At 39.0% G+C, this 15,653-nt stretch carries 19 protein-coding genes; 2 read left to right on the top strand and 17 right to left on the bottom strand.

Translation table 11 applies throughout. The features are described 5' to 3' along the window. Positions 1-24 precede the first annotated feature (24 nt). The 4 genes from JJN12_RS13035 to JJN12_RS13020 form a co-directional block, all read right to left on the bottom strand. Positions 25-1,509, bottom strand: coding sequence for a sugar ABC transporter ATP-binding protein (locus tag JJN12_RS13035; protein ID WP_208430088.1), 1,485 nt, complete (start codon positions 1,507-1,509; stop codon positions 25-27). Between the two features lie 210 nt (positions 1,510-1,719). Then, the gene (locus JJN12_RS13030) at positions 1,720-2,757 is read right to left on the bottom strand and encodes a sugar ABC transporter substrate-binding protein (RefSeq protein WP_208430087.1); all 1,038 of its coding nucleotides are present in this window, start codon (positions 2,755-2,757) and stop codon (positions 1,720-1,722) included. A gap of 112 nt (positions 2,758-2,869) precedes the next feature. Next, positions 2,870-3,718, bottom strand: a complete 849-nt coding sequence (locus JJN12_RS13025; protein ID WP_208430086.1) for a class II fructose-bisphosphate aldolase — start codon at positions 3,716-3,718, stop codon at positions 2,870-2,872. Between the two features lie 10 nt (positions 3,719-3,728). Beyond that, positions 3,729-4,859, bottom strand: a complete 1,131-nt coding sequence (locus JJN12_RS13020) for a carbohydrate kinase family protein (protein ID WP_208430085.1) — start codon at positions 4,857-4,859, stop codon at positions 3,729-3,731. Between the two features lie 286 nt (positions 4,860-5,145). Here JJN12_RS13020 and JJN12_RS13015 point away from each other — a divergent pair, with 286 nt between their 5' ends. Both JJN12_RS13015 and JJN12_RS13010 read left to right on the top strand, forming a co-directional pair. After that, positions 5,146-5,505 carry an ArsR/SmtB family transcription factor gene (locus JJN12_RS13015; protein WP_208430084.1) on the top strand — a complete coding sequence of 120 codons (360 nt, stop codon included), beginning with the start codon at positions 5,146-5,148 and terminating at the stop codon, positions 5,503-5,505. Positions 5,506-5,513: 8 nt separating this feature from the next. Further along, positions 5,514-5,705, top strand: coding sequence for a hypothetical protein (locus JJN12_RS13010; protein WP_208430083.1), 192 nt, complete (start codon positions 5,514-5,516; stop codon positions 5,703-5,705). A gap of 525 nt (positions 5,706-6,230) precedes the next feature. On the opposite strand, the gene JJN12_RS13005 is transcribed toward JJN12_RS13010, so the two are convergent. The 13 genes from JJN12_RS13005 to JJN12_RS12945 form a co-directional block, all read right to left on the bottom strand. Beyond that, complete coding sequence (locus JJN12_RS13005) at positions 6,231-6,935, bottom strand: endolysin-like domain-containing protein (RefSeq protein WP_208430082.1); 705 nt, start codon at positions 6,933-6,935, stop codon at positions 6,231-6,233. Then, entirely contained in the window at positions 6,936-7,379 is a 444-nt protein-coding gene (locus tag JJN12_RS13000; RefSeq protein WP_208430081.1) for a phage holin family protein, read from the bottom strand. It lies immediately after the preceding gene. Between the two features lie 72 nt (positions 7,380-7,451). Then, entirely contained in the window at positions 7,452-7,601 is a 150-nt protein-coding gene (locus JJN12_RS12995) for a hypothetical protein (protein ID WP_208430080.1), read from the bottom strand. A gap of 43 nt (positions 7,602-7,644) precedes the next feature. Continuing rightward, positions 7,645-7,899 (bottom strand): hypothetical protein, encoded by a 255-nt coding sequence (locus JJN12_RS12990; RefSeq protein ID WP_208430079.1) that lies wholly within the window; start codon positions 7,897-7,899, stop codon positions 7,645-7,647. Between the two features lie 17 nt (positions 7,900-7,916). Further along, positions 7,917-8,816: a hypothetical protein gene (locus JJN12_RS12985; RefSeq protein ID WP_208430078.1), complete on the bottom strand. Its 900-nt coding sequence runs from the start codon at positions 8,814-8,816 to the stop codon at positions 7,917-7,919. A gap of 1 nt (position 8,817) precedes the next feature. Next, entirely contained in the window at positions 8,818-9,282 is a 465-nt protein-coding gene (locus JJN12_RS12980; RefSeq protein WP_208430077.1) for a hypothetical protein, read from the bottom strand. Next, positions 9,282-9,806, bottom strand: a complete 525-nt coding sequence (locus JJN12_RS12975) for a putative phage tail protein (protein ID WP_208430076.1) — start codon at positions 9,804-9,806, stop codon at positions 9,282-9,284. Before JJN12_RS12975 ends, JJN12_RS12980 begins: the two co-directional genes overlap by 1 nt. Next, a complete protein-coding gene (locus JJN12_RS12970; protein ID WP_208430075.1) occupies positions 9,799-10,863 on the bottom strand; it encodes a baseplate J/gp47 family protein in 1,065 nt (354 codons plus the stop codon). Before JJN12_RS12970 ends, JJN12_RS12975 begins: the two co-directional genes overlap by 8 nt. Continuing rightward, entirely contained in the window at positions 10,856-11,260 is a 405-nt protein-coding gene (locus tag JJN12_RS12965; RefSeq protein ID WP_208430074.1) for a DUF2634 domain-containing protein, read from the bottom strand. The genes JJN12_RS12970 and JJN12_RS12965 overlap by 8 nt, the downstream gene beginning before the upstream one ends. Next, positions 11,260-11,589 (bottom strand): DUF2577 family protein, encoded by a 330-nt coding sequence (locus JJN12_RS12960; protein WP_208430073.1) that lies wholly within the window; start codon positions 11,587-11,589, stop codon positions 11,260-11,262. Before JJN12_RS12960 ends, JJN12_RS12965 begins: the two co-directional genes overlap by 1 nt. A 9-nt stretch (positions 11,590-11,598) precedes the next feature. Then, positions 11,599-12,804, bottom strand: a complete 1,206-nt coding sequence (locus JJN12_RS12955; RefSeq protein ID WP_208430072.1) for an XkdQ/YqbQ family protein — start codon at positions 12,802-12,804, stop codon at positions 11,599-11,601. Next, a complete protein-coding gene (locus tag JJN12_RS12950; protein ID WP_208430071.1) occupies positions 12,804-13,421 on the bottom strand; it encodes a hypothetical protein in 618 nt (205 codons plus the stop codon). The genes JJN12_RS12955 and JJN12_RS12950 overlap by 1 nt, the downstream gene beginning before the upstream one ends. Continuing rightward, positions 13,405-15,645: a phage tail tape measure protein gene (locus JJN12_RS12945; RefSeq protein WP_208430070.1), complete on the bottom strand. Its 2,241-nt coding sequence runs from the start codon at positions 15,643-15,645 to the stop codon at positions 13,405-13,407. Before JJN12_RS12945 ends, JJN12_RS12950 begins: the two co-directional genes overlap by 17 nt. Between the last annotated feature and the right edge of the window lie 8 nt (positions 15,646-15,653).

Raw genomic sequence — 15,653 nt, 5'->3', positions numbered from 1 at the left:
CTTCCATCTTATTCACCTCTGTTTTTAGATTGCTGCAAGATGCATGATACTTTCCTGAGATATTTCTTCCCTGCTTATGCATCCTCTTACTACTCCACCTGCCATTACATATACCCTGTCACTCATATTAATAATTTCAGGCAATTCCGATGAAATCATTATAATAGAAACTCCCGTTTTTACGAGATTATTCATTATCGCGTATATTTCTGATTTAGCTCCTACATCAATTCCTCTTGTCGGTTCATCCAATATCAGCACCTTAGGCTTTGTAGCAAGCCACCTTCCTATCATCACCTTCTGTTGATTTCCACCAGAAAGATTTCCTATTTCCTGTGCCTGCGATGGAGTCTTGGTAGACATAAGATCTATATATTTCTGAGTAATTTCAGTTTCTCTTTTGTCATTAACCCTAAACTTGCCTATAAACTCCTTAAGTACCTCAATTGTAGTATTATATTTAACACTTTGTACAAGGTATAATCCCTGCTCCTTACGGCTCTCTGGAACCAGCGCAAGCCCATATTTAATGGCATCTTCAGGATTATTTATTTCTACTTTATTTCCTTGTATATATATTTCACCCGTCACATTTTGTGTGAGACCAAAAATAGCCTGCATTGTTTCACTTCTTCCGGCTCCTACAAGTCCCGCAAATCCAACAATCTCACCTTTTCTTATATTAAAATCGACACCGTTTACCTTGTCTCCATCAGAAAGCCCAACTACCTTTAGTATTTCTTCTCCTGGCGTGCCATAGTCTCTTACATAATAATTAGTCAGAGTTCTTCCAACCATCATTGCTATAAGCTCGTCTTTAGCTGTTTCCTTTACATTCTTAGTACCAACATATTCACCGTCACGCATGACTGTAACTCTATCACATATCTCATCAAGTTCACTCATTTTATGTGATATATAAACTATTCCAACTCCTTTTTTAGTCAAATCTCTCATTATCTTAAATAGGTTTTCTACTTCCTTGTCACTTATAGAAGAAGTTGGCTCATCCATTACCAATATCTTAGAATTTACTGATACTGCTTTGGTTATTTCCACCATCTGTTGCTTGGCTATAGGAAGATCCTTAATTAGACTTCTTGCATCTATATCCATTCCCAAATCATCTAAAATCTTCTGTGCATTTTTAGTCATTTCTGATCTATTTACAAATATACCACTTCCAACCTCACGTCCCAGATAAATGTTTTCGGCTACACTCATATGTGGCACCAATACCAGTTCTTGGTGAATAATAGCAATTCCATTCTGCTCCGCATCTTGAACACTTGCTATGCTTACATTCTTGCCTTCAATCTCAATATCACCCTCTTCAGCATGATATATACCGCCAAGTACCTTAATCAAGGTAGATTTACCGGCTCCATTTTCACCAAGTAAGGCATGTACTTCTCCACTCTTTAACTCAAAGTTAACATTTTTTAATGCATACACTCCGGGAAAGCGTTTATTAATGTTTTTCATTCTAAGAATAATATTATCGCTCAACTAATCATCCCCTTACTCTATAAATTTACATGAAATCTTCATGGTTCTTCCAAAACCAAATAATCCATTTTTTTCATATAGGCACCAAACTCCTTTGGCATCTACATACAGATATAAAAACTTTAATAGTTTGTAAAAAAGGTGCTAACTCCTTCCCTCCGGACGAAGAAAGCACCTTTGCTTCCTAATACAATTTATTATTGTTAAAATTTACTGCCAACCATCTGTGCCATAGTCTTTTACATTATCTGCAGTAATAAGGAAGGTATCTACCGGATATTCTTTATCTACAGCCTTTCCTTCCACATGATTATACATAATCTCAACTGCCTTTTCTGCAATTGCCACTGGAGACTGGGCACCTGTTCCTTCTATAAGTGATGTTCCAGAAGCAAGTTCTTTCTTGATATCAGGAGAGCCATCGATACCATAAATGAAGCATTTACCCTTCTTGATACCTGCTGCATTAGCTGCTGCAAGAGCTCCAAGAGCTGTAGGATCATTTCCTCCGAAAATAGCAACTACATCACTATGTGCTTGGAGTAAGTCTTCTGCAATACCCATGGCAACCTGTAAGTTACCCTTTGCATCCTGCTGTGCAACGATTTCGAAACCATGATCTTTAATCGCATCTAAGAAACCATTAGTTCTATCAACTACCGACTGCATTGTAGGAGAATCAAGAACTATAATCTTACCACCCTTTGGGCACTTCTTAACTAAATCCTCACCAACGACCTTTCCTGCATTGTAGTTATTTGAACCTGTATATGACACGAGGTATGACATATCACCAACCTGTGTGTCAAAGCCTACCATTGGAACATTGGCCGCCTTAGCCTGATCAAGTGCAGGAATAATTCCCTGTGCATCTACCGGATTCATAAATAAGCCATCAAGATTTTGTGAAAGCATATCTTCAACCTGTGAAATCTGCTTTGTAACATCATTTCCAGGATCTGTTGTTACCAGTTCATCCCCCTTTGCTGTAATTAGCTCTTTCATCTTATCCTGAATCGTAACAAAAAATGGATTGGTTCCATCCATACAAGTATAACCAAATTTATAATGTTTACCTGTTGTACTTGTTTTACTACTTGCCTGAGTACTTCCTGTTTTACTTGCAGTGGTACTTGCTGCACTTCCACTTTTTGTAGTACTTCCACTACTTGCATTACCGCTTCCACAAGCAGTAAGTGAACCAACCATAGTTGCTGCTAAAATAAGTGCTAGAATTTTTCTTTTCATAAATCTTCTCCTCTTCAGATCCATATTATTTTTTAGTTCTAGGTATATAATACCTGTTTTTTAATTTCGATACACCTGTTTTTTGTAATCATTTTTTATTACATTTGTCATTTTACTTCAAATTTGCAAATATCTTGATTGTATCAATATATGTCTTTTTCATTGATTCTAACCCCCATACAGCCACGTCATGATAAAATACATATCCTGAACTTTCTTCTAGCTTTTTCTTTACATACTCTCCTGCATATTTTGCCGCATATGTATAAAAATTAATCTTTCTAACTCCATTTTCAATGCATTTTCTAAAATCCTCATCGCTAATGCCTGAACCACCATGCATGACAACAGGAACTCCAGTTACCTTACGAATTCTAGCTATTCTATCTATATCTAGTTTTGGCGCACTCTTATAGATTCCGTGTACAGTACCAAAAGAGCAGGCAAGTGCATCAATCCCAGTTTCTGCTACAAATTTTGCAGCTATAACGGGATCAGTATAACAGCTCTCATCTGCCTCACCACCATCTTCACTTATTTCTGCACCCATTGAACCAATTTCAGCCTCAACTGAAGCTGAGTACTGACTTGCCAAATCAACCACAGTCCTTGTATTAGCAGCATTAATTTCATAAGGAAGAGCAGAACCATCATACATGACGCTTGTAAAACCTAAATCCAATGCTCTTTTAACTTCTTCAAAGTCTGCACCATGGTCAAGATGTACACAAACTGGAACACTTGCTTTATCCCCAAGTGCTAACATGGCTGGTGCAATATTTTCAAGAGATACATACTCCTTATGTGCTGCATTTGCAAACTGTAAGATTACAGGTTGTTTGAGTTCCTCAGCAGCCTCTATAACCGCCCTAATTCCTTCCAGTGTGGTAAGATTAAATGCTCCTATTGCGATATTTTCTGCTTCCGCAATACCTAAAACTGATTTTAACGTAACTAACATAAACTCCTCCTTATTTATGAATAAAATTTTGTTCCTTCCAACCGTTTTGTATCTTATTTTTAAGTATACTTATCGGTAGCAATCCCGACAAAGTATCATATTCTGTTATACATGATGCACCAGTACCCGCAGCTATCCTTAAAGTATCTTCAGGTGTCATTCCTTTGCATATCCCATATATAAATGCCGCTATTGACGTATCCCCTGCTCCTGTACCAGACAATATTCTATCTGGTGTATAGCTATTTTGAAATATTCTCTTGTTTGACCATTCTTCTATGCTTATTTTACCATCGAGTTCTTTCATTCTTATGCTGTCTGATGTCATGAGATACATTCCTGCTGCACCGCATTTTATGAGTACACCTTTACAACCGAGAGTTATCACTTTTTCTGCCATAGGAACAATATCTTCTGATAGTGATAAATGCATACAGACATCATCACTTGCTCTATTTTGGATCTCGTAATATTTATTCTTATCTAACATAAAACAAAGCTCTTCAACACTTGGTACAAAAAAATCTACATAAGGCAAAACCTCAGATAGCCTTTGATTCCAGTCAATGTCTGCCTGCTCACTGTCTGGATCTATTGTTGTTACATCTAGACTTGTTATAAGTCCAAAATCCTTCACCTTCTGAAACATCTTTCTTAGTTCATCTTTATCTTCCCTAAAAAATTCTTTCATTAAGGTAGGGTATCCAAAATGAAAATAGTCCGAGTTCTTTACTACTTCATAGTCTATATCTTCTTCACAAAAGCTGTCATTAGCCGCGCTATCATGGAGAAATGCCCTATCACATCCATTGAGTGCTAAAACTATTGTATATGATGTGGTATCTTCCCCACTTACTATAAAATTTGGTTCAACACCTTGTTGTCTATATTTCTCGTATAAAATTTCTGCAAATTCATCACTACCAACTTTTGCAATAAGTTTAACATCCACACCAAATTTTTTAAGAGCCAGTCCTGTATTGGTAACACAGCCTCCAGGTGCAATAGCCACTTGACCTACATTTACCAATTTACCTGCTTTTATTACACTGCCTATTGAACTTACTTTAGTCCTCATATTGAACTTTGGTGTAAGATCAAGCGATACATGCCCCACCACTACAATCTTTTTCTCTTCCATACCAATTCTCCATTTTATATTTTAATAAGCGTTACAAATTTAATTGACTAAAACACTGTTGGGCATTTTCAATCAACAATATCTTTACATTATTATAATGATATTTTTTTAAGATTAAAGTTACAATAGTAATCTTTTTATATAATTCTATATATTGATGTGGGTGTCAAAAGCATTTGTAGATTTTATCTCAATATGCTATACTTCTATAAATTGATATGAGTGTCAAACACAAATGATACTTATATCATAACATTATTTAATAACAACTTTTGTGAGACAATATATGTTACATTTACCTCATGACCATCACAACAATAAACAGCATGAAGACGCAATATCCCGTCTTGCAGTTATAGATGATTTCAATTTAACTGCTGAAGTTTTTAAGCAGCTTGGAGATGGCAGCAGACTTAGAATATTCTGGCTTTTATGCCACTGTGAAGACTGTGTGCTTAACATCAGTGCAATGGTAAATATGTCTAGTCCTGCAGTTTCTCATCATTTGAAGCAGTTAAAAGCAGGTGGACTTATTACAAGCAGAAGAAGTGGTAAAGAAATGTTTTATAAGGCTGCTGATACTGAAAGAAGCAGGCTCTTACATTGTATGATTGAGAAATTGATGGGTATAGTTTGCCCGGAATAGGAGAATACATGGACGACAAGAAGAAGTATGATTCACAGCTCAAACATTTGCGTTCGAAATATGTACGCTTTTCTCTCGACTTTCGTCCTGATGAATTAGAAGAGTTTAAGCAGATTTGTAAGGACATTGGTACAACGCCAACAACTGAGATAAAGAAATTTGTCAGGACATTTTGTGAGGAAAACAAAATACATAACTAATTTTTTGAAATTTTACCAAACTTAAATTTTTAATATGATATAAAACTGGTTTATAAGTCTAACGCATTATTAAATATTGTCACCACAAGATATAGTGGTTAAGATATTATTTTTTTATACCTGTCATGATACGAAAATGATATATTGATATGAAAATGATGCATTTATTTTCGGCAAAATCGTCAAAATCAGGGCAAAAATCAAAAATAAGAAAAAGGCTCAAACCCTTGAAACTACCGAGTTTAAGCCATTTTTATCTTCTGAGACATGGGGGAATCGAACCCCCGACACCTTGATTAAAAGTCATTCCGAAAACACTTGCTAAACAGCCTATTTACTGCGTTTCTGATAAAAAAATGATATGAAAATGATATATTATTTTTTTATGCTGATTTTAGTCTGTCTATATATAGTGTTCCACATCATGCCTAAAGGCAGCCAGCATCTACTGGTTGCCTTCTTCGAGGTCTTTTCTAGCTTTAGTGGCCAGATACAAGTGTTATTACCTGTATCTGACCTAAAACATCATTTGAGAAGCTTATTCACTACCGCCTGCACCTCCGCAGGCGCATAGCCAGCCTTAATAAGTTTATCTTTTCTTTCGGGGTTATTGCCCCACTTGCCAGCGATTACCTCTCTAGCCACATCTTCAAGGCTCTTTCTGCCTGCCTTATTAGGCTTTGGCTTTACTGATGGCTTAGTGGTGGGCTTAGCAGTAGACTTTCCATCCTCTCTTGGATAGCCTTCGGTTACAATTACGGTATGCCCCTTGGCTCTTGTTACAAGCACATCGCCCGCACAAAGCTTAGTGTCGTTAGTTACAGTTACAGCCTTTTGGAAGGCTCCTGTCTTTTCAAGGACAGATACTTCGCTTGAAGTATTGAAATCACCCATCTGTATTCCTGCCTGAATGCAACAAGCTCTTACAAGTGAGCTACAGTCTGCCTCTGTAGGCTCGTTGATTTTTGCGATTCTTCCGTACTTCTTAAGGCAATTAATCACTCCGTAGCGTTCGGACTGGTCGTAGCCGATATTGTTGTTAAGGCAAGCCTCAACCATCGCAAGACCTATCTTTCTTGCAACTGCTGCATCTTTAGGACGCAGCAAATGCCAGCCTAGCCTATGCTTATAGTAAGGCTCTGTGGCTACCTCTTTACAGGTTTGGTCGCCAGCTTTGCCCTTGCTGGCATTCCCACGCTCATCTATTCTTGCTGAACCTATAATAACCATCTATTCGCCCTCCTTCTTGTTAGTTTCCTTTTCATCTTCTTTTCTCTTTAATATGTCTATAGCTTTTATAATTGCTTTTGGTACAGGTATGCCCATAAGCCCTGCGTTTTCTATAATTGAAATACTTTCATTGACTATATATGCAATTACGACAGCATCCCTGATAAAATTTGTGTGCATTACTAAATCCATTCTGCAAGCGATTAGCACGATTAAAAGTGTCATACCTTTTCTGAATAACCCCTTAAACCCCGCCCTACTCTCCAAGGCACCTGTTTCTGTCTTAGGGCTTTTCTTGAATACTGCTGCCACTATAAGACCGCTAATGTAGTCAATCGCCATAAATATAAGTAATGTCACCATTGCCGTATCCCATCCTCCAAATAGTGAAGCGATGGAAGCTCCTAATATCCCTATCACCGCTTTTATAACATTTAATTCCATTTAACACCTCCACTTTTTAATAAAAATATCCCATATCACCTTAAGCGATATGGGATATAGACTACTGCCTATTTAGGCATTGCCCTTTGGTTCTTCTTCTGTTGCAAGTTCAGGATGCCCAAGCTCTTCAAGTCTAGCCTTTACTTTTGGCTTTAAAAATGACAATACATCTTTAAACTTTTTAAGCTCTGATACAACAAGAAATGTATAAAAGTCTACCATGTCGCCACCTCCCTTCATAAAAATTTTTATAATAACGCATATGTCATGCATTATTTGCCATAGTAGCTTCATAAAATTCGGCGAGCGCAAGCGCCGTCGAATTAAGATGTGTCTTAAGCGCCTGATTCTCCTCCGATAGGCTTGATATTGCCCTCTTATTCTCCTCATCTTTTCTATTCAACTCCTCTTTAAGCTCTTCTATTGTCTTATTTTTTTCGCTTAGCTGAGCTTCTAGCTCATTAATTTGAGCGTTCATGCTGTCTGTCCGCTCATTAAATTCGTCTATAAATCCTTTCATTGCTTTCCTCCTTACTATTAGGCGCATATGATTGATACATTTTTACAATATTGTGGGTAACCAAAGTTATTTGACACTAAACTGTCTCTATTGTAATCAAAATCAGTTATAAATTTATTCTTAACAGATATGTTTAGTTGAGCACTCTCGCCAACTAATGTTATTGTGCTTTTACCTATGGCGCCAGCTCCGCCACCAGTGTACCCCGCACCATTTGTATATTCACAAAGTAATGTTGGGGTCTGAATTATATGCCCGCTTGTATAATATTCATGATTAATATTTCTTTTCTCGACTTCATCCGCAAACTTAGCCCTTAATACATCTGATAATTTATTAAATTTAATCATAATGGTTTCGGAACTCTTAAATGTATTTAGAGCTACTTTAGATTTTCCCATTATAGTAAGCATTTTCTCAATGTATTCACTGGACTTAAATATTTCTGTTATCGCTGTACTTGAAGAGGCTACTGCCTGCATCGCTGTACTTGAAGCCAATACTGCCTGCATCGCTGTACTTGAAGCCAATACTGCCTGCATCGCTGTACTTGAAGCCAATACTGCCTGCATCGCTGTACTTGAAGCCAATACTGCCTGCATCGCTGTACTTGAAGAGGCTACTGCCTGCATCGTCCGCAATGTTTTGAATTCGTCTTTTCTCCCAAGGTCAAATATTTGCGTTAACGTTTCCCCTGCGTGCTTATTATTCTTCAGCAAATACTCAAGAGCCTCTCCGTTGATGTCTTGGTCGTTCATGGAAATATACGTACATTCGTATATCCCATGTAGCAAGTCCTTGATTTGGAATACATAGGACTTCTTCCCATGCATCTTGTAGTCCGTTAGATGCATCTTTATATCCAAGGATGCATTAAGGAAATCTCCATTAACTTTTGATACTTCTGCCCAACTCATATTATCCCACCTCCGTTGTTCTTATAGATTTACTTTCAAAAACAATCTTTAAGGTCTTGCTTGTTCCGTTCTTATATGCGTGTTTTTCAAGGATTGACTTATCAGCCTTATTGAAGGTTGTAGTAATTACTTCAAGGCTGGTCTCGGTTGTTATTGAGCCGTCAGCATTGAAGGTTGTTGTAGACGCTCCCTTGCTGTCGGCTATGTCCTTGATGGCCTTTGCAACCTCTTTTTTTACCTCTGCCATCTGCTTGGCAACATCTTCTTTCTGCTTAATCAACAACTGCTCTGCTTGTGTTTTAAGCTCTTCCTTTATCTGTTCAGAGTTTACGGCTAACTCAGGCAGCTTATTATTGAACTCAGTCAGCTTACGATCGATTATCTCCGAGTTTTCGTTGAAGTCTTCGATATTGAAAAAGTCGTCTCCTTCAGGAAGCTTCAACTGTAAATTTGTGCTTCTCCTCATTATTCAAATATCCTTTCTCTTAATTCACTGCACTTATACACCTTTACATCCTTATACTTCAAATGGCCAAACTTAAAATACTGATTGAAAAGAACACTTACCACATAAGTCATATTAAGGGGCAAGGCATCCTCTAAAAAGCTCTCAACCGTTTTTTGCATCCTCCTCGACTTAAGTCCTATCTTTACATCTACCGACAGCCTATCATCCGAAAAGGACACTCTACAGCCCTCTTCACAGAAGTTACTTATTCTTCTTTTAACAATCCTTCGGGAATACGGAGCCTTTTCAAGGCTTTTTGCGTGTACCCTAAGCCGCCTTTCTTCGAGGGTATCATCATCTAAGGGAATGATGTTAAATATCTTTTCCCACCTTTTTATCCCTGATTCCCTCATTTGATCAAAACTTGTATTATCATCGAAGGCATTCAAAGCCTCGTCAAGCTCTATTGCCTGCTTATCATTTCGCTTGTACAAGGTTGATATCTCAGGGATTTCAAGAATTATCTCCGGCGCATTAAACATTTATAACCACCTCACCTTTTACTGGTATTTTTTCATATGTCAAAGTTGTGTTGCCTGGCACACCATTTAGAGTTGTGTTTTCAATATCAAGAATACCCGGAATATTAAGGATATTAGCCTCAATCCTTGAAAGCCTTACCGTCATGTCGTTGAACTCGTTAGCCTCCCATCCTTTCCTTAATTCACTTAAATACTTCTCAATAGCTTCCTCAATATGGCTTCTTGAGGTTTCGGCAGAATAGCCACCCTCAAATACAATTTTAGCTGATATGTTGATTTTTACGCTTTCAGCCCCTTTTATCTGTACAGAATGGCAGCACGGAGCCATCCCATCGCCTTCGCCATGCGTAGCCTCAGGATCTATATACTCTTGAATATCTTTTATGACCTCAGCAGACGGAGTGTTGAAGGTACTTGATATTACTACAATATCTACCCAAGGACTGCCCTCCGCTCTTCTCTTAGGCTTACAACCTCCAACTTCCTTGCGATCGTTTAGCAGCTTTCGGTAATCCGCTTTATTCCCGCCAAAATGAATATTCTTAAAGGTGTCAAGGAGCCTCTTTCTAAACACTTCTTCCTCTTCATCATCTGCACCTTGAATTATAATCTCAGTAATCTCTCCACCCTTGTAGTCATCAATGTAGTTAGCAGGGATAAGCTCGCCCTTATTGGTGTTCACCTCAGCCCCATCCGTATCACAGGTGAGCTTGTAGGTGTGCTCCTCAATCTTTTCAGATACAGTATAGGTATAATTGCCACAGATAAACTGTTCTCCTATTTCGATATCCTGCTTAAATACCCCCTTTACCACGGCAGGATAAGCATATAAATACTCAATCTTACCCTTTGCGTTCCTTATCAGATGAGGCAGGTCCTGAGTATCCGGATACATGTTTCGCTCCAACTCGTCCATGTCGCCATAGACATCTTCCAGCTTTTCGGCAATTTTTGCACACGCGTTGAAAGCAAGCGAGCCTTCATCTGTTCGCACATCTGCGCCGAAATCCGCCATCATTTCAGCCATAATATTATTGTAGGTCTTATCCTCATACATCTATATCACCTCTTCCGTATATAGTCTCCAGCCCAAAGGATGTCTTGAGCTTTTCGCCGTTAGTATCACATTTCAAATCCTCAATACCCTTTATAGCCTCATTTATTAACAAGGCTTCATTTAATATCCTTTTTACTTCACTTTCTATATAGTCTTTTGAATGGTTCTTCCCTATAAGGTTCTGCAGCTCACTTCCATAGTCCCAACTATATTGACTATAAAAGTACCTTTCAGTCGCTAAGGTAAGCCTTGCCCATTGGACTACTGCTGCCAATCCTGTAATTATTCGCCCGGTCAATCTCCCGGTGTTAAAATCTATCTCATAATCTGTATTAAGGTTGCTTTCGCCCTCAATAACTTCTTCCTCATCCTCTATGTCTATGTCAAAAGGGAACACTACAAACTCACCACCCTTTCTATTACTACATATTTTTCTTCACCAACTTTGTAAAGTAGTACTTTGTCGCCCTTCTTAAGTGGCTCAATATACTTACATTTATCATTTGTGCCTGTCTTGCTTACTCCTTTATCGTCTGCCTTTATATCAAGCTCACTTACCACTCGCTTAGTTAAGTGCTCAGCAAATAGCAAATCCTCTTTATCAAGGCTCAAGCTACCTATTGCACATTCGTTCTTTGATGTCATTTCTCCGATAAAAAGAGAGGGTGGATTGTTCCTTGCCCCCTCTTTTCTTATGGTCATTATTAGCTTTTCATATCCATTCATAGGCTCTCCTTAATCAGTCTTGCAGCATATCTTGCAAGCTCTATACTTTGACTTGCCTTTATTCTTGCCTTTCTTAAGTGTCTCTTTCAATAATTCCGATAATATAGTCTTTTTAGGAGTATTCCCCTCGAGCACACGGCAAGATGAATTTGAATGATACACATTTCCGGACTTGAGGTAATACACGGTAGATGTAGGAGTAACCTTCTGCTTAGCTGTTCTTCTGCCCTTTTTCTTTTTGGACTTCTTTCCTTTCTTCTCTTCTGCGTCTTCAGAAGCTTCTTCGTCAAATAACTTCCAAGCGAGGTCTAAGTCCATCATGTGAGTTCCGTTTTCAAATCTATGACTATCATTGGTGATATAGAACATCCCTTTTAATCCGGTAGCACCGTCTTTTATCACTATGCTTTTCCCTGCCACAGCCTCAATATAACCAATAGCTGATACAGATACCTCTCGTGTCACACCTACAAGCATCTTGCCTGCCTCTGTGTTAGCATTTACTCCATCTTCCTTCTGATAAGTGGATTGATAAATGCCGAACTTATCTATATTGTCTTTATGCCTTACCTCTCCTATCTGCTTCATACTATCGTTGTAGATTTTTACAAGATTAACCATGTTGTCAGTAGTATCCGAATAGGTCGCCCCGGTTATATCCTGCGACTGGTTAAGTGTTATCCCGCTTTTTAGACCTTTTTCAGATACAACCAGCTTATCAGCGTTCATAGACAGCAGATACCTTTTGCCAGTCTTAAGAAAAGCCTTTCTGTATGCCTTGGCAATGATGTCATAAAGGCTCATATCCTCACATATCATCTTGGGTATTACTACCCCTGTAGTAGCAACCTTTTCTATCTTAATGCCTACACTGCCACAGATTTGTTTAACAATCTGCTCAGGAGTCTTATTCTTAAATTTATACATGCCCATAGATCTAAGCAGATAATGTAAGAAGTCTCTTGCGGTGTAGCTTTCTGTACCTATCTCTGCCGACTTTTCCCTTGCTGTTATAACTCCTAAGAAAAGCCTTGTCTTACTATCATACAGGCTTACGATATCACCAAGTTTGATATTTACATTCTTAAAGCCTTTATCGTAACGGTTGGCCGGCAATGAAAAGGTAATCTGCCTTGAACTTTGATTGTGCGAGCCTGACCATTCTACGCTTGTATAATCAAGCCACTTCTTATTCCATAAAAGCTTAATAGCCATTATCTAATCACCACCTCATATCCAATAAGAGCCACCACTTCTTTTACTTTTGCCTTCTTCCTCATAGCCTTTTTGATAACCGCCTTGTTGTTGTTCCTGATTTTTTTCCATCCATCAGATGTACCGGTGCACTTCTTTACAACCTTGCTCCAGGTGTCGCCTTTCTTCCAAGAGTAATTTGCTTCTCTTGTCTTGGTGGTTATTCTCTTTTTAGCTGCCGTTTCTCTGTACTCCTTAAAGGCTAACGAGTATTTAACATCGCCGTTCCTCTCTGCTTCACCATACTTAAATGCTTCAATTGTGCAGAACATATTTATATCCGATTGCGTAATGATTAAATGAACTGTAGTATTTTTTTCATACAGTTTCTTTAACTTCTTGCAGTAGTATTCATAAGGTGGATGATATTCTCCATTTATGAAATCATAATCCGTGGCAGGGAAAAAGGACTCCAGTGTAATTGCATAGAGCCCTCTCTTGCCTTTAAGGTTAACTTCACCCTTGTTATGAATGTATACAGAAGTGTTATTCTGTGCGCCTTCAATCTCAAAGCTAGCAGGATTCACTGGGAGAAGTATAGAGTTTTTTTCATTATTCCAATTAATAAATATATCCAATCTCTTCCCCTCCCATATTGTCGCTTGTCTCAAATATTTTCTTAGCTAATGCTTCAGCTATCTTATCAATGTCGCTTTCGCTTTTTACAACTATAGAATCTGCAAGCTTTGCGATATATACCGACTTACCATCGTTTCTCTTGGCACCATCTGCGTATGCTTTCCTTACAGTCTCATCGTGTGGATATACTCTAGCTCCTGAAGGAAGGTCTACAATCTCGCCACCTTTCTCAGAGATTTGAGCAAATCCACCTTTCCAGTTGTCCGTGCCTCGTGCAAGCATAGGCAACTGCGGGATATTGATGCCGAACTTCTCGCCACCGATACCGGGCACCCAGTCAGGGATATCAACACTTATACTGTTTATGCCCGCAATAGCTCCATTTATCATAGAGATTACGCCATTTATTGGCATTTTAAGCATTCCACCTAGTCCCTCAAAGATACCGCCGAAGATGTTTTTTACACCTTCCCAAGCCTTGCTCCAATTGAGTGTAAATACTCCTGTTATAAAGGTTATAATCCCATCAAATGCTGTTAGTAGACCGCTAATCATAGTTGTTATTCCGTCGAAAAGTGAGTTAAAATATCCAATTGCAGAACCTATGGCAGCTCCGATGAGAACAGAGAATACAGCATGCACTGCTTCACCTATCTTGCTGAGCAAAGGACTGACAACCTTCCAAAATCCTTGTATATGCTCCCCTATTGCGCTGAACTTCTGCCCTATAGGTGCAAGTTTTTTCTTAAGACTGTCTCCTGAGATTCCAATTCTTTGAAATATATTCTTAACAAAGTTCCACAATCTGCCGGCTGCTGCCTTTATCTTATCCCAGTTTTTATATATAAGAACTCCGGCAACTACTACCGCTGCCAAGCCTAGTACCACAGCATTTGCAGGGGCTGTAACTAAGCCCATTACTGTTTTGGCTGTTTTGAACGCATTGCCAACCATTCCAACTGTCTTAACAAGCTTACCAACAACCATGACCGTTCTACCAAAAAGGAAGATAGCAGGACCTACTGCGGCTGCTATAAGTCCCACTTTGATGATAGTATCCTGCTGAGCTTTAGTCGGTGAGTTGAACTTATCCGCTAATCTCTGTATAAATTCCGTGCCTTGCTTAATATATGGCAGTAACCGCTCACCAAAGGATATCCCTATACCTTCAATTGTTGACTTTAATATGGTAAGCTGGCCCGATAGGTTGTTATTTGCCGTGTCATACATTTTTTTACAAGCACCATCTGAGTTGTAGATAGCCGTTGAAAGCTCGTTAAAATCGCTATCGGCAGAGTTGACTATTGCAAGCAATCCACTCATTCCGGTTTTACCTGCAAGAGCCGCAGCATACTGTGCCTTCTGCGATTCGGTCAGCCCTGCAAAGCTCTTTCTTGTCTCCCTCATAATTGTATCAAGGGATTTCATGTTGCCCTTAGAGTCTGTTAGAGATATACCAAGAGCGTCCATCGCTGTTTGTGATTCTTTTGTAGGCTTTGCCATCCTTGTGAATAAACTTCTTAAAGCAGTACCGGCAGATGATGCCTTTATACCACTATTCGCCATAAGTCCAAGGGCAGTAGATACATCCTGAGCATTAAACTTCAATGCTCCAGCTACAGGAGCCACATACTTAAAGGATTCTCCCAGCATAGACACACTTGTATTTGATTTGTTCGCCGTCTGCGCTAATACATCAACAAATTTATTTGTGTCCTTTGCCTGCATACCGAAGGCTGTAAGGGCATCTGTAACGATGTCGGAAGTGCCTGCAAGGTCTTCTCCTGTAGCTCCTGCAAGGTACATTACTCCCTCTATACCATCTGCCATCTCCCCGGCTTTCCAGCCAGCCATAGCCATGTACTTAAATGCTTCTGCGGATTCACTTGCTGAATACTTTGTTTTTAAGCCCATTTCCTTAGCTTTCTTCGACAGCATTTCAAGGTCTGTCCCTGTTGCTCCGGATATCGATTGGACGGTACTCATTCCCTTTTCAAAGTCTGCTGCCAGCTTTACTGAAGCAACTCCAATTCCCGCAATAGGGGCAGTAACTGTTTTTGTTAGATTAGCACCCACGCCGGCAATGGCTTTCCCTGACCTTTCTATCTGCTTGCCAGCCTTCATCCATTGCCTTGCATTATCTTGTAAATATGTGCCTGCAATCCTTAAAGGACTCGACATTTTATCAACAAGCCGTAATGTTACATCAACTATTTTTCCCATTTATCCAC

The organism is Catonella massiliensis, from assembly GCF_016651435.1.
GTDB lineage: Bacteria > Bacillota > Clostridia > Lachnospirales > Lachnospiraceae > Catonella > Catonella massiliensis.
Note: the sequence above shows the minus strand (reverse complement) of the source record. Positions and strands in the feature narration are given on the sequence as shown.

Bases quoted from the DNA above. Each gene is read 5' to 3' on its own strand.
- JJN12_RS13030 (WP_208430087.1), bottom strand. From the start codon at position 2,757: ATGAAAAGAAAAATTCTAGCACTTATTTTAGCAGCAACTATGGTTGGT.
- JJN12_RS13025 (WP_208430086.1), bottom strand. From the start codon at position 3,718: ATGTTAGTTACGTTAAAATCAGTTTTAGGTATTGCGGAAGCAGAAAAT.
- JJN12_RS13020 (WP_208430085.1), bottom strand. From the start codon at position 4,859: ATGGAAGAGAAAAAGATTGTAGTGGTGGGGCATGTATCGCTTGATCTT.
- JJN12_RS13015 (WP_208430084.1), top strand. From the start codon at position 5,146: ATGTTACATTTACCTCATGACCATCACAACAATAAACAGCATGAAGAC.
- JJN12_RS13010 (WP_208430083.1), top strand. From the start codon at position 5,514: ATGGACGACAAGAAGAAGTATGATTCACAGCTCAAACATTTGCGTTCG.
- JJN12_RS13005 (WP_208430082.1), bottom strand. From the start codon at position 6,935: ATGGTTATTATAGGTTCAGCAAGAATAGATGAGCGTGGGAATGCCAGC.
- JJN12_RS13000 (WP_208430081.1), bottom strand. From the start codon at position 7,379: ATGGAATTAAATGTTATAAAAGCGGTGATAGGGATATTAGGAGCTTCC.
- JJN12_RS12995 (WP_208430080.1), bottom strand. From the start codon at position 7,601: ATGGTAGACTTTTATACATTTCTTGTTGTATCAGAGCTTAAAAAGTTT.
- JJN12_RS12990 (WP_208430079.1), bottom strand. From the start codon at position 7,899: ATGAAAGGATTTATAGACGAATTTAATGAGCGGACAGACAGCATGAAC.
- JJN12_RS12985 (WP_208430078.1), bottom strand. From the start codon at position 8,816: ATGAGTTGGGCAGAAGTATCAAAAGTTAATGGAGATTTCCTTAATGCA.
- JJN12_RS12980 (WP_208430077.1), bottom strand. From the start codon at position 9,282: ATGAGGAGAAGCACAAATTTACAGTTGAAGCTTCCTGAAGGAGACGAC.
- JJN12_RS12975 (WP_208430076.1), bottom strand. From the start codon at position 9,806: ATGTTTAATGCGCCGGAGATAATTCTTGAAATCCCTGAGATATCAACC.
- JJN12_RS12970 (WP_208430075.1), bottom strand. From the start codon at position 10,863: ATGTATGAGGATAAGACCTACAATAATATTATGGCTGAAATGATGGCG.
- JJN12_RS12960 (WP_208430073.1), bottom strand. From the start codon at position 11,589: ATGAATGGATATGAAAAGCTAATAATGACCATAAGAAAAGAGGGGGCA.
- JJN12_RS12955 (WP_208430072.1), bottom strand. From the start codon at position 12,804: ATGGCTATTAAGCTTTTATGGAATAAGAAGTGGCTTGATTATACAAGC.
- JJN12_RS12945 (WP_208430070.1), bottom strand. From the start codon at position 15,645: ATGGGAAAAATAGTTGATGTAACATTACGGCTTGTTGATAAAATGTCG.